Origin of the sequence: Pseudarthrobacter sp. YAF2 (genome assembly GCF_052113345.1) — a bacterium.
Lineage (GTDB): Bacteria > Actinomycetota > Actinomycetes > Actinomycetales > Micrococcaceae > Arthrobacter.
The window spans coordinates 63,207-76,003 of record NZ_JBFRDA010000021.1; the positions used below are offsets into that span (position 1 = coordinate 63,207).

The window sequence follows — 12,797 nt, forward strand, 5'->3', positions numbered from 1 at the left end:
GATGGCTGACCACACCGGGCAGGCAACGGAAGGCCTCGGCGGGCAGGAGAGCTGGCGCGATTCCGTTCCGGAAGCCACGGCAACCGACCTGGAGAACCTCCTGGGCACGGGCGTCAGCGCTGCCCAGGAGCAGCTCCAGCGCAACGGCGGCTTCCTGCCCTTCGCGCTGACCGTCCAGAACGACGGCGAGGTGCGGCTGGTTGCCGTCTCTCCGGCAGAGTCCGCGGAGGACACGGACGCGGATTTCGACGCCGAGGCCATGATCCACGACCTCCAGGCGCTCCTGCGGCAGAACCGGGACGACTTCCGCGCTGCCGCCGTCGTGTGTGACATCCTTCTGGTGGAAGAGGAATCCGACGCCATCCACGTCGCGGCCGAGCACCGGGACGGGTCCCTGTTCGCGGCTGTCCTGCCGTATGCCGCCAACCCAAGCACCCAGTCCTGGGATTTCGGCGAGCTGGGGGCGGATGCCAGCGAGCCCGCCATCTGGGTGGACTAGACCAGCGGGCAGCAGTGAAGATCAATGCCTTCGCCGACGTCAGCCTGCGCGCACTCATGGTGCTCGCAGCGGTCCCGGACGGCACCCTGCTGACCACCCAGAGCATCGCCGACTCGGTGGGCACGCCGTACAACCATGTCAGCAAGGCCATGGCCAAGCTGCGGATCATGGGACTTATTGAGGTTGTCCGTGGCCGCTCCGGCGGGTCCCGGCTCAGCCATGCCGGGCGCATCGCCAGCGTGGGGCAGATCCTGCGGCAGCTCGATTCCCGGGCCGATCCGGCCGATTGCGTATCGCCGGCCGGCAACTGCCCGCTGATCAACGAATGCCGGCTCCGCAGCGCCCTGGCCCGCGCCCGGGAGGCCTTCTACGCAGAGCTTGACTCCGTGGTGATCGCGGACCTTCCCCAGGCCCGCCAGATGGCGCCCGTGTTCGAGATGATCGGCCTCCGCCCGGGCTTGTAGCCCAACGCATCCGGGGGTCCACTATCAGTTTGATTTCAAACTTCTACACAGTGTAGAACTGAGGCAGAAATACTTGTATTTCAAATACAAGTTTTCACTCCGGCCGGACGTAGGCCCCGGCCACAACCTCAGGAGTTTAGATGCTCTCGGACAAGTCCCGCCCCGTCATTGAAGCCACCCTGCCGCTGGTCGGCTCCAGGATCGGAACCATCACCGCCAAGTTCTACGCCCGCCTCTTTGCGGCGCACCCCGAACTGATGGACGGGTTGTTCAGCCGCTCCAACCAGCGCTCCGGGAACCAGCAGCAGGCCCTCGCCGGCAGCATCGCGGCCTTCGCCACCCACCTGGTCAACAACCCCGGCACCCTGCCGGAAACCGTACTCTCCAGGATCGCGCACCGGCACGCCTCGCTGGGCATCACCGAGCCGCAGTACCAGGTGGTCTACGAGCACCTGTTCGCCGCCATCGCAGAAGACCTCGCCGAGGTCATCACGCCGGAGATCGCCGAAGCCTGGACCGAGGTGTACTGGCTGATGGCCGACGCCCTGATCAAGCTTGAGAAGGGGCTCTACGCGGCCCAGGCCAACGAGAAGATGTGGACGCCGTGGCGGGTTGCGGTCAAGGCCCCTGCCGGAACCGGCTCGATGACCTTCACCCTGGAACCGGCGGATGACACCCCGGTCACCGAAGCCTTGCCCGGACAATACATCAGCGTGAAGGTGGCGCTCCCGGACGGCCTGCGCCAGGTCCGCCAGTACTCCCTTTCCGGTGACGCCGGCACTAGCCGCACCTTCACCACCAAACTCGACGACGGCGGCGAGGTCTCCCCCGTCCTGCACCACACCGTCCAGGTGGGCGACGTCGTCGACATCTCCAACCCCTATGGAGAGATCACACTCAAGGACGGCGACGGCCCGGTGGTGCTGGCCTCCGCCGGCATCGGCTGCACCCCCACCGCCTCCATCCTGCGTTCGCTGGCAGAGTCCGGTTCGGACCGCCAGGTGCTGGTACTGCACGCGGAAAGCACCCTGGACAGCTGGGCGCTGCGCGGCCAGATGACGGACGACGTCGAACGCCTGGACGGCGCCGAGCTGCAACTCTGGCTGGAGAAGCCGGTGGACGGCACCAAAGAGGGCTTCATGTCCCTGCGCGAAGTAGACCTTCCGGCCGATGCGTCCCTCTACCTCTGCGGCCCGCTGCCGTTCATGAAGAACATCCGCAACGAGGCCATCAACGCCGGCATTCCGGCCACCCGGATCCACTACGAGGTCTTCGGCCCGGACATCTGGCTCGCCAGCTGACTCCATTGCTCCGTACTTGTCGCTTTGAGGGTTTCAAACGACAAGTACGGAGCAATGGATGGTGGCCACAACCGTTGGGGGACGACGGCGGCCCCGCACCTTTTCGAAAAGGTGCGGGGCCGCCGTCGTTGTCTCTGTTTGTCCCCCAGCTGGCTAGCTGTGGTCCGCCATGCGTTCCTTGAGGGACTCAAGCTCGGCGCGCAGGGCATCCGGGAGTGAATCGCCGAATTTCGCGTACCATTCCTCGATCGAGGCCAGCTCGGCGTCCCATTCCTCGCGGTCAACGCGGACGGCGTCCTCCACGTGGGCGTGGGTCAGGTCCAGGCCGGTGACGTCCAGCGCGTGGCCCGCCGGAACGAAGCCGATGGGCGTTTCGACGGCGTCAGCCTTGCCCTCGAGACGCTCGATGGCCCACTTGAGGACGCGGGCGTTGTCGCCGAAGCCGGGCCATGCGAAGTCGCCGTCGGCGGTGCGGCGGAACCAGTTGACCAGGAAGATGTGCGGCAGGCGTTCGGGGTTGGCCTTGCCGGAAACGCTGATCCAGTGCTTCAGGTAGTCACCGGCGTCGTAGCCGATGAAGGGCAGCATGGCCATCGGGTCGCGGCGGAGCACGCCAACCTGCCCCGCGGCAGCGGCCGTGGTCTCGGAGGACAGGGTGGAACCCATGAAAATGCCGTTGGTCCAGCTGCGCGCCTCGGTGACCAGGGGAACGGTGGTCTTGCGGCGGCCGCCGAAGAGAATGGCGGAGAGCTCCACGCCTTCGGGGCTGTAGTACTCCTCGGCGAGCATGTCGATTTGCGAGATCGGCGTGCAGAACCGGGAGTTCGGGTGGGCGGCAGGCTTGTCAGAGTCCGGAGTCCAGGAATTGCCCTGCCAGTCGGTCAGGTGCGCCGGAACCTCGTCCGTCATCCCTTCCCACCACACGCCGCCGTCGTCCGTCAGGGCGACGTTGGTGAAGATGCTGTGGCCCTTGGCGATGGCGCGCATGGCGTTGGGGTTGGTGCCCCAGCCCGTGCCGGGGGCCACGCCAAAGAGGCCGGCCTCCGGGTTGGTGGCGCGCAGCTCGCCTTCCTTGCCGATCCGCATCCAGGTGATGTCGTCGCCAAGGGTTTCGACCTCCCAGCCTTCAATGGTGGGGTCGAGCAGGGCAAGGTTGGTCTTGCCGCAGGCCGAGGGGAAGGCTGCGGACATGTAGTACGACTTCTTCTCCGGCGAGGTGAGCTTGAGGATGAGCATGTGCTCCGCCAGCCAGCCTTCGTCCCGGGCCATGACCGAGGCGATGCGCAGGGCGTAGCACTTCTTTCCCAGGAGGGCGTTGCCGCCGTAACCGGAGCCAAACGACCAGATGGAACGCTCTTCGGGGAAGTGCACAATCCACTTGTCCGGGTTGCAGGGCCACGAAACGTCATCCTGGCCGGGGGCCAACGGGGCGCCGAGGGAGTGCAGGGCGGGAACGAAGAAGGCATTGGTGGCCGAGATCTTGTCCAGAACCTCGGTACCGATGTTCGCCATGATGCGCATGGAGGCAACAACGTAGGCACTGTCGGTGATTTCCACACCGAACTTGGGGTCCTCGGCATTCAGGTGGCCCATGACGAACGGGATGACGTACATAGTGCGGCCGCGCATGGAACCGGCGAAGAGCCCGCGCAGCTTGTCCTTCATCTCGCGCGGGTCCATCCAGTTGTTGGTGAAGCCGGCGTCGCGCTTGTTCTCCGAGCAAATGAAGGTCTGTTCCTCGACGCGGGCAACGTCGGCGGGGTCCGAGAATGCGGCGAAGGAATTCGGGAACAGATCCTGGTTGAGACGGGTCAGCGTTCCGGCAGCGACAAGCTCATCGGTCAGGCGGGTGTTTTCCTCTTCAGACCCGTCAACCCAGTAGATGCGGTCCGGCTGCGTTAGCTCAGCAACCTCTTCGACCCATGCCAGCAAGCCGGCATGTGTGGTGGGTGCTTTCTCAAGCAGCGGCTTCTGCGCCAGATCGCCCATTGCAGTTCCCTTCCTCGGGTTCATCGGTGTGAGCTAAATGCTATGGTCCGGACCACTGGAGTTTTTGGGGAGCTTGACTGACATCTCCGGTCACGAAAAGTGAATTCCGCGGAAATTCGGGAAATTTTTGCCGCTGAAGTGCCAATTAAGTGACAAAGGTCACCTAGACCGGTCTAGTTGCGGAGATTACAAGCGTTTCGATTTGGCACTACGGGCCCGGCTCGCGTAAAGTAATTCGAGGTTCGGGGAGAGCGGTTCTTCTCCCGGGACACGGAATGCGCCCATAGCTCAGCTGGATAGAGCGTCTGTCTACGGAACAGAAGGTCAGGGGTTCGAATCCCTTTGGGCGCACCAACAAGGTCCGCACCGGCTCGCCGGTGCGGACCTTTTTTGTGCTGTCCCGCCATCGCGGCCCGGTTAGGCTGTGCACATGATGCCCGACGCCGCTGAGCGCGAATTTGATGTTGTTGTTATCGGCGCAGGCGCCGTTGGAGAAAACGTGGCGGGCCGCGTGGTCCAGGCCGGCCTGACAGCCGTCATGGTTGAGGCAGAGCTGGTTGGCGGTGAGTGCTCCTATTGGGCGTGCATGCCATCCAAGGCGCTGCTCCGGCCCGGCACCGCCCTGCACGGGGCGCAGGCCACCCCCGGTGCCAAGGAAGCCGTCACCCGCACCCTCGACGCCGCCGCCGTCCTGGCACGCCGCAACTACTTCACGTCCAACTGGCAGGACGACAGCCAGGTTTCCTGGGCGGAGGACGCAGGGATCGAGCTGATACGCGGCCACGGCTGGCTGACCGGCCCCAAGGCGGTGGAGGTGGCCGGCCTGGACGGGGCGCAGCACCTGCTGCGGGCCCGGCATGCGGTGGTCCTCGCCACTGGATCGACCCCCAACACCCCTCCCCTCGAGGGACTGGAGGACGTGCAGGTCTGGGGAACCAGGGAAGCGACGTCGGCCAGCGAGGTTCCGGAACGCCTCACGGTCCTGGGCGGCGGAGTGGCCGGAAGCGAACTGGCTCAGGCCTTCGCCCGCTTGGGCTCGAGCGTCACCCTGGTGGCGCGCAGCGGCCTCCTTGGCACGTTCCCGGAGGAAGCGGCGGCGCTGGTCGCGGCGGGCTTGCGGGCAGACGGCGTCGACCTGCGCCTGCATACGGCCACCGAACGGATCAGCGCGAACGACGACGGCACGCTCGCCCTCAGCCTGGGCGACGGAACCACCGTCACGGCAGAGAAAGTCCTGGTCTCCACCGGCCGGCATCCGGCGCTGGAAGGCCTGGGCCTGGAAAGCGTCGGCTTTGAACCGGGCGAATCCGGGCACCTGACCCTTTCGGCGGACACCACAGGCCTGGTGGAAGGCACCCCCGGCGACGACGCCTGGCTATATGCCGTGGGGGACGCCGCAGGCAAGAACCTCTTCACCCACCAGGGCAAGTACGAGGCCCGCGCCACCGGCGATGCCATCGCCGCCCGGGCCAAAGGCAACCTCAAAGGAACGCCGGACGACTGGACCCGCTACGCCCAGACGGCCAACCAGCACGCCGTGCCCAGTGTCGTCTTCACGGACCCCGAGCTGGCCAGCGTAGGGCGCACCCTGAAGACCGCCAGGAAGGACGGCTACAACGCATCCTCCGTAGAACTGCCCATCCAGGTTGCCGGCTCCTCCCTGCACTCGGAGAACTATGAGGGGTGGGCGCAGCTGGTGGTTGACGAAGACCGCAAAGTCCTCCTGGGCGCCACCTTCGCCGGTCCGGACGTGGCCGAACTGCTGCACGCAGCCACCATCGCAGTGGTGGGCGAAGTTCCGCTGGACCGGCTCTGGCACGCGGTCCCCTCCTATCCCACCATCAGCGAGGTCTGGCTCCGGCTGCTGGAGAAGTACGGTCTGTGACGCTTATTTGAACTGACCGGTCAGTTTGGTTAGTCTTGATACAGACTTCTTCTGCGAAAGGCAACCGTTGCTCTCAGCACACCAGCTCCAGGCCAAAGGACGCCGGGATCCGCTGCTTCCTCCCACCTCATTGACGGCTGCCCGCGGCGAGCTGCTGCTCGTTGCCGGCGACCGGCAGGACCAGCGCACCGCACTTGCGCTCCTGCTCAGCGGCAGGATGAAGGCCACCGGCGGTGGGCAGCCCAGCTGGGACAACAACTCCCGGACCAAGCAGCTCCGCCTCGCCGCCGCGCTGGTGGACTCCCCCGGCGTCAATGAACCGGAGGAGCACCTCAGCGTCCGCGACCTGGTGACCGAGGACCTGGCCTTAATCCCCCGGCGCTACCGTGGCGCCCTGCTTAGCCAACCTTGGCTGAAGGTCAACCGGTTCGAGGACATCGCAGACCTGTGGACGGAACAGCTCGAGCCCCAACGGCGGCTCGAGCTGCTGACGGCGCTGGCCCTGGCCAACCCGCGCACTGACCTGCTGGTGGTCGATTCCCCGGACCGGCACAGCGCGGATGACCTCACCTGGCTGCCCCGCCTGCAGGCATTGGCGTACGACGCCGGGCGGCCGCTCGCCGTCGTAGCGGCCGTCAGTGCCGTCCCCGCCTCGTGGGATGGGCCGGTTGCCGTCATCGGTAACGCGGCACCCGAACCCGCGCCGGAGCTGGCGACGGAGCCGGTACCGGCGCCTCAGGATCCGGCTGGCGCCCCGGCCGGTAAGCACTCAGCGGAGTCCCTGCCTGATCGGGAAGACCAGGAAACCGAACTCGAAACCGAGGTTGCCAAGTGACTGTCCTGCGGCTGGCCCGCTCCGAACTCAAGCGCATGACCGGCGGGCTGCTGCCCAAGCTGACCATCCTGGCGCTGACCATGGTCCCGCTGCTCTACGGTGCCGTTTACCTGTATGCGAACTGGGACCCCTACGGCCACCTCAACAACCTTGACGCCGCCCTGGTGGTGGAGGACTCGGGTGCAACCGCTGCCGACGGCACCCGGTTGGAGGCCGGAACCAAGGTGGCGGACAGCCTGGTGGAGGGCAACGTGTTCCATTGGGTTCCGGTGGCCAGTTCAACGGAGGCCGATGCCGGAGTCAGCAGCGGCCAGTACGCCTTCGCCCTGAAGATCCCCAAGGATTTCTCGGCAAACCTGGTCTCGCCGGGCAGCTTTGATTCCGCGAGCCAGGCCATGCTGAACGTCACCACGAACGATGCCAACAATTACCTCCTGAGCACCATCGTGGACAAGCTGACCACGGCCGTTCACACCACCGTGGCCAAGGAGGTTGGTGAGGAGACTGCCAACCAACTGCTCACCGGTTTCGGGACCATCCACAGCAAAATGGTCCAGGCCGCGGACGGCGCCGCCCGGCTCGCCGACGGCGTGGCCACGCTAAGGGACGGGACGGTCACCCTCCACGACGGGACTTCTGCCTTGAGCAGCGGAGCCGACCAGTTGTACGCCGGCCAGCTGAAGCTGCTGGATGGCGCCAACCAGCTGACCGACGGCGCGGGTCAGCTCAGCAGCGGATTGTCGACGCTGAAGGACAAGACCGCCACGTTGCCCACCGATGCCCAGACGCTGGCCTCCGGCGCGGCGCAGGTGGCTGCCGGGAATGCCCAATTGAATACCAAAGTGCAGGATGTGGCGTCCCAGCTGGAGGCAGCGGACCAGGGCCTCCGGACCCGGGTGGTGGAGTCCAACAGCAGGCTCGTGGCGTCCGGCGTCCTGACCCAGGAACAGGCTGACAAGGTGTTGGCCGATTTCGACGCCGCCGCAGCGTCCAGTCCTGTCGCCGCCGCCAAGGCCAAAATCCAGACGGACGCCGAACAGGTCCAGCAGTTGGCCGACGGATCCGAGGCGGTCAGCGTCGGCGCAGCCCAGCTGGCCGCCGGAATGCCGGCCTTGAAGGATGCCATCGTGCAGGCGTCGGCAGGGGCGAACCAGCTTCACACGGGGGCCGCAGCGCTGGCAACCGGTGAGCAATCCGCCGTCGACGGCGCCGCCGGGCTTGCGGACGGCGCGCGGAAGGTGGACGCCGGCGCGGCCCAACTCGTTGATGGTGCGGGCCAAGCCGCCACCGGTTCCCGGACCTTGGCCGACGAGATCGGAAAGGGGGCCGGCCAGGTCCCCAACCCGGACGACACCCAAAAGAGCAACCTCTCCCAGGTGATGGCCGATCCCGTTGCGGTCAGCAATGTCTCGCAAGCCAAGGCCGGTTCCTACGGCGCAGGGCTGGCACCGTTCTTCCTCACCCTCGCCCTGTGGATCGGGATCTTCATGCTGATCCAGGCGATGCGGCCCATTACCCAGCGGGCCCTTGCCTCGAACGCGCCGTCGTGGAAGATCGCACTGGGCGGCTGGCTGCCATTCCTGCTGGTCTCGGTGGTGCAGGCGTCCCTGCTGACCCTGGTGGTGGATGTGGGGCTGGGGCTGAACCCTGCGCATCCTGTCTTGATGTGGCTGTTCCTGCTTGCCGCGGCCATGGCCTTCAGCGCCCTCATCCAGGGGATCGTGGCCCTGCTGGGGTCACCGGGCAAGCTGGTGGTACTCATCCTGCTGGTGCTGCAGCTGGTGTCCTCCGGCGGTACGTTCCCGTGGCAGACCACCCCCGAGCCGCTGCATGCGGTGCACCAGGTCCTCCCCATGGGCTATGTGGTGACCGGAATGCGGCACCTGATCTACGGCGCGGACCTGTCCATGATTGTTCCCACCCTGGCCGGGCTGCTGGGCTACACCGTGCTGGGCGCTGCCCTCTCCACGCTGGCCGTGCGCAAGAACAAGTACTGGACGCTCAAGACGCTGAAACCGGAGATCGCCGTATGACCACCGAACCCCCGGCCGGGGCGAAAGGTCGCCGGCCTGCCCGGACCAACGCCACGCGCCAGAAGCTCTTTGACGCCTCCATGGAACTGATCGGCGAACGCGGGGCGGCCAACGTCACGGTGGATGAAATCGCCGCCGCGGCCGGGGTGTCCAAGGGCACCGTCTACTACAATTTCGGCAGCAAATCCGAGCTCATCGCCCAGCTGCTGCGGCACGGGGTGGACATCCTCAAGGCCCGGCTGCTTGAGGCCGCTGACGGCGGCGGCAGTGGCCGTGACCCGCTGCTGGCCATGGAAGCGATGATTGGCCAGGCCATGGACTTCATGGCCGAATACCCCTCCTTCGCGCGCCTGTGGGTCAGCGAGAACTGGCGGATCCCGAGTGAGTGGCAGGGCACGTTCTCGGTTCTGCGCGGGGAGCTCCTCGAGGTCGTCGGCCAGGCCGTGGAGGGCGTGGCCGCGGCGTATCCGGTGGATAATTCGGTATCGCGGGGCAGCCTCGAAACGGCCATCTTCGGCGCCTGCTTCGTGGTGGGGCTGGACCGGCAGACCTACAATCCCGAACGCACCCGTGACCAAAGTGTTGCAGCAATCATGGCCATCATGCGCGGCTACGTCCTGAAGGAGGCTGCGCCTCGGGGATGATGGAGCACATGCGCCATACCGGAAAGAGCGGAAAGTTTGCGGTGATCTGCGGCGTCGTCGCCGCCGGGCTGCTGGTGCTCACGGGGATGACCCTTGCCGAGCCGGTGTTCCTTGCGTTCCTCGGCGTCCTGGGGCTGGCTTACCTGGCTGCTGTTGCCGAGATTGTGGTGCGGCGCCGGCGTTTCGCCCTGCTCGCCGCGGGTGCCGGAACCGCACTGGCCCTCGGCTTTTCCCTGGCGTTCCTCAGCACCTGGACTCTGGCGTACGGTGACCAGTCCTCCTTCCTGGGCACTCCACTGCCCACCCACGACCCGGACAACTATTTCCTGGGTGCCGGCCTGGCAGCCGCGGCAACATTCGGGGTCCTCTTCCTGGGCGCGCTCTGGCCGGGAAGGCGGCGCGCCACGGCGGCCCGGAGACCCGCAGGAACCAGCAGGCGTCCGGCGTCCGCTCCACGGCCGGCTACCCGTGTCAACGCGCAGGCCCCGGCACGCACGGCATCGCAACGCACCCCATCACAACGGCCAGGACCGGCGGCGCGCAGCCCGCGTGCTGCCGCGCCGCGGACCGCCGGTCAGGCGTCCGGGTCACAGGTGTCCGGCTCTCAAGCGTCCGGATCACAGGCGTCCCCCGTTCAGCGGACGTCCGCCTCCCGCACTCCCGCCCGGGGGACGTCCGCAGCAGCAAAGCGGCCGTCGTCGTCCGTGTCTCCGGCGCCCAAACCGGCACCCAGGCCCGGCAGCGGCTCAGCCCCGCGCCGCTGACGGGGCCCGCCTCCCCGGGTGAGCACCGCCGTCGCGACGCCGCCCAGGAGGAGCAGCCCGCCCGCCAGTTCCGTTGCCGACGGCACCTCGGCAAGGACCAGCCACGCTGCGCTCATGCCGACCACCGGGACCAGCAGGGTGAAGGGCACAACGGCCGACGACGGGTGGCTGGCAAGGAGCCGGTTCCAGATTCCATAACCCACCAGTGAGGCGAAGATTGCCGTGTACAGCGCGCTGAGCACGGTGGGCGCCTGCAGCGTGGCCAGCGACTGCCAGACCGTATCCGGCCCGTCCACCAGCACTGACAACACGCCCAGCGGGAGTGGAACCACCGCCCCGGACCAGACCACCAGCCCCAGGCCGGACGCCGCTTTGGCCTTCCGGGCAATCACATTGCCGGCGGCCCACGACAACGCCGCGGCCAGGACAATGACCAGCGGGAGCAGCGGTGCCACGGCGCTTCGGCCTACCGCCACGAGGGCCAGTCCGGCGACGCCCAGCGCGACGCCCGCCAACTGTCGCCGGCTGGGGCGTTCGCCCAGGAAGCCTGCGGCGAGGAGGACGGTCAACAGGACCTGCGCCTGCAGGACCAGGGACGCGAGCCCGGCGGGCATGCCCAGGGCCATGGCGAGGTAGAGGAGGCCGAACTGGCCTGCACTCATGAAGAGTCCGACGCCGATGATGGCCTTCCAGCTGACGTCCGGTTTCCTGATGAAGAAGATCCAGGGGACCACCACGAGGACGAAGCGCAAAGCGACGAACAGCAGCGGCGGAAAGTCGTGGCCTCCGGCGTGCAGACCGATGTCGATGGCCACGAAGTTCAGGCCCCACAACAGGGCGACAAGGACGGCAAGGAGGGAATCGCGCAGGTTCACAATCCATACTCTGGCAGGCCGCACGATGAAGCACCAGCGCTGATAGGTACCGGCGATCATGTACGTTTGCTTCATGATTGATATCGGCTCCCTGCGGGCGCTCGCGGCGGTTGAACAGCACGGTTCCGTCATTGCGGCTTCGGAGGCCATGGGATTCAGCCCGTCGGCCGTGTCCCAGCAGGTGAAGAAGCTGGAGAAAGAGGCCGGCTTCGCGGTCCTGGAGCGCCGGGGCCGTGGGGTCCTGCTCACGGAGCGTGGACTGGCCCTGGCGGCATATGGCCGGCGCATCCTTGCCGAGTTGGAAGAGTTGCAATCCACGTTGCTGGCAGACCCGGCCAAGCCCAGCGGCAGCCTCCGCGTGGTTTCCTTTTCCACGGCCTGCCGCGGACTGGTGGGCCCGCTGCTGGCACGTCTTGAGGAGTCGGGAGCGGCGCTGGGTGTCACCGTGCTGGCCGAGGATCCGCGCGAGGCCGTGGCCCGGGTCGCCCACGGCGAGGCGGACCTTGGCCTGGTGCATAACTGGAATTCCGTGCCGCTGGTGATTCCGGAGCATCTGACGCTGGAGTGGCTGTGCGAGGATGTGGCGGATGTCCTGGTACACCGTACCCATTCCCTCGCAGGGCGCGCCGAGGTTGAGCCGGCGGAGCTTGTTGACGAACGGTGGATCAGCACGCCGGCGGGGGCGATCTGCAATGAGGCCCTGCTCCGCATTTTCGCGGACTTGGGGCGGGTGCCGGATATCCGGGTTTATGATCCCGATTTCGCGACGCATATCGCGATGGTGGAGCAGGGCGTGGCCGTGGCGCTCGTTCCCCGGCTGGGGCGCCCGGTACTCCCCCGGGATGTCATCGCTGTTCCCGTGATCAACCCGGTGCAGGCGCGCCAGGTTGGGCTCGTCCATCGCAAGACCATGACGGCCAGCCCGGGCATCAGGCACGTCGCCGGGCTCCTGCGCGGGATTGCCGGCGAGGTTGGCGCTAGTGGGCCCGGGGAACCTTGAACCTGGTGATCCTGGCGTCCTGCCCATCCAGTTCCGCCCAGGGCTTCTCCGTTTCCAGGACGGTCAGCGCACTGGTGGGATAGCGGGTGGCGGCGTCCATGTAGGCGTCATGGTCGGAATCCCGCGACGCGAGGTGCATTGCCAGGTCCTGCACGCCGGGCAGGTGCGCGATCAGCATCAGCGTGGTCACGGTATCCGGCACGTGGTTGACCACGGTGAGCATCCGCTGGGCCGAGGCCGCGTACAGGCCGTCCTCAAGCTTGGGCGTGGGCGCCTTGTCCCCCAGCTCGGAGCAGACCCATGTGCACGTTTGCCGGGTCCGCAGGGCGCTGGAGCACAGGATGAAGTCCGGAACGATGTTGTGCTTGAGCAGCCACCGTCCGGCGAGCGGCGCCTCCCGGTGCCCGCGCTCCTCGAGCGGCCGCTCGTGATCGGCCACGCCGCCCGGCCAGTCAGCCTTGGCATGGCGCATGATCACAAGGCGTCGAACATGGTGCGAACTCATGGC

The 12,797-nt window shown here is 66.9% G+C and carries 11 protein-coding genes and 1 tRNA gene; 9 read left to right on the top strand and 3 right to left on the bottom strand.

Annotated elements, in window-relative coordinates; translation table 11 throughout:
• Position 1: 1 nt before the first annotated feature.
• The 3 genes from AB4Y79_RS19275 (at position 2) to AB4Y79_RS19285 (ending at position 2,264) form a co-directional block, all read left to right on the top strand.
• Positions 2 to 499 carry a hypothetical protein gene (locus AB4Y79_RS19275; protein ID WP_308928621.1) on the top strand — a complete coding sequence of 166 codons (498 nt, stop codon included), beginning with the start codon at positions 2 to 4 and terminating at the stop codon, positions 497 to 499.
• Positions 500 to 513: 14 nt separating this feature from the next.
• Complete coding sequence (locus tag AB4Y79_RS19280; RefSeq protein ID WP_441865272.1) at positions 514 to 963, top strand: RrF2 family transcriptional regulator; 450 nt, start codon at positions 514 to 516, stop codon at positions 961 to 963.
• A 140-nt stretch (positions 964 to 1,103) separates the two neighbouring features.
• On the top strand, positions 1,104 to 2,264 hold the full coding sequence (locus AB4Y79_RS19285) for a globin domain-containing protein (protein WP_441865275.1): 1,161 nt from the start codon (positions 1,104 to 1,106) through the stop codon (positions 2,262 to 2,264).
• 153 nt (positions 2,265 to 2,417) lie between these two features.
• Here AB4Y79_RS19285 and AB4Y79_RS19290 read toward each other — a convergent pair whose 3' ends face one another.
• Positions 2,418 to 4,253: a phosphoenolpyruvate carboxykinase (GTP) gene (locus tag AB4Y79_RS19290; RefSeq protein ID WP_441865278.1), complete on the bottom strand. Its 1,836-nt coding sequence runs from the start codon at positions 4,251 to 4,253 to the stop codon at positions 2,418 to 2,420.
• Positions 4,254 to 4,530: 277 nt separating this feature from the next.
• On the opposite strand from AB4Y79_RS19290, the gene AB4Y79_RS19295 reads away from it, so the two are divergent.
• From AB4Y79_RS19295 to AB4Y79_RS19315, 5 genes are all read left to right on the top strand, one after another.
• A tRNA-Arg gene (locus AB4Y79_RS19295) sits at positions 4,531 to 4,607 on the top strand.
• Positions 4,608 to 4,683: 76 nt separating this feature from the next.
• Positions 4,684 to 6,138, top strand: coding sequence for a dihydrolipoyl dehydrogenase family protein (locus tag AB4Y79_RS19300; protein ID WP_441865281.1), 1,455 nt, complete (start codon positions 4,684 to 4,686; stop codon positions 6,136 to 6,138).
• A 67-nt stretch (positions 6,139 to 6,205) separates the two neighbouring features.
• Entirely contained in the window at positions 6,206 to 6,973 is a 768-nt protein-coding gene (locus AB4Y79_RS19305; RefSeq protein WP_441865284.1) for an ABC transporter ATP-binding protein, read from the top strand.
• Positions 6,970 to 9,006, top strand: a complete 2,037-nt coding sequence (locus AB4Y79_RS19310; protein WP_441865287.1) for a YhgE/Pip family protein — start codon at positions 6,970 to 6,972, stop codon at positions 9,004 to 9,006. The genes AB4Y79_RS19305 and AB4Y79_RS19310 overlap by 4 nt, the downstream gene beginning before the upstream one ends.
• Entirely contained in the window at positions 9,003 to 9,650 is a 648-nt protein-coding gene (locus AB4Y79_RS19315) for a TetR/AcrR family transcriptional regulator (protein WP_441865290.1), read from the top strand. The genes AB4Y79_RS19310 and AB4Y79_RS19315 overlap by 4 nt, the downstream gene beginning before the upstream one ends.
• A gap of 634 nt (positions 9,651 to 10,284) precedes the next feature.
• Here AB4Y79_RS19315 and AB4Y79_RS19320 read toward each other — a convergent pair.
• Positions 10,285 to 11,289 carry an EamA family transporter gene (locus AB4Y79_RS19320; protein ID WP_441865348.1) on the bottom strand — a complete coding sequence of 335 codons (1,005 nt, stop codon included), beginning with the start codon at positions 11,287 to 11,289 and terminating at the stop codon, positions 10,285 to 10,287.
• 73 nt (positions 11,290 to 11,362) lie between these two features.
• On the opposite strand from AB4Y79_RS19320, the gene AB4Y79_RS19325 reads away from it, so the two are divergent.
• Positions 11,363 to 12,289, top strand: a complete 927-nt coding sequence (locus tag AB4Y79_RS19325; RefSeq protein WP_441865293.1) for a LysR family transcriptional regulator — start codon at positions 11,363 to 11,365, stop codon at positions 12,287 to 12,289.
• Here AB4Y79_RS19325 and AB4Y79_RS19330 read toward each other — a convergent pair.
• Entirely contained in the window at positions 12,267 to 12,794 is a 528-nt protein-coding gene (locus AB4Y79_RS19330) for a SixA phosphatase family protein (protein WP_441865295.1), read from the bottom strand. The two genes, AB4Y79_RS19325 and AB4Y79_RS19330, sit on opposite strands and share 23 nt — an antisense overlap.
• Between the last annotated feature and the right edge of the window lie 3 nt (positions 12,795 to 12,797).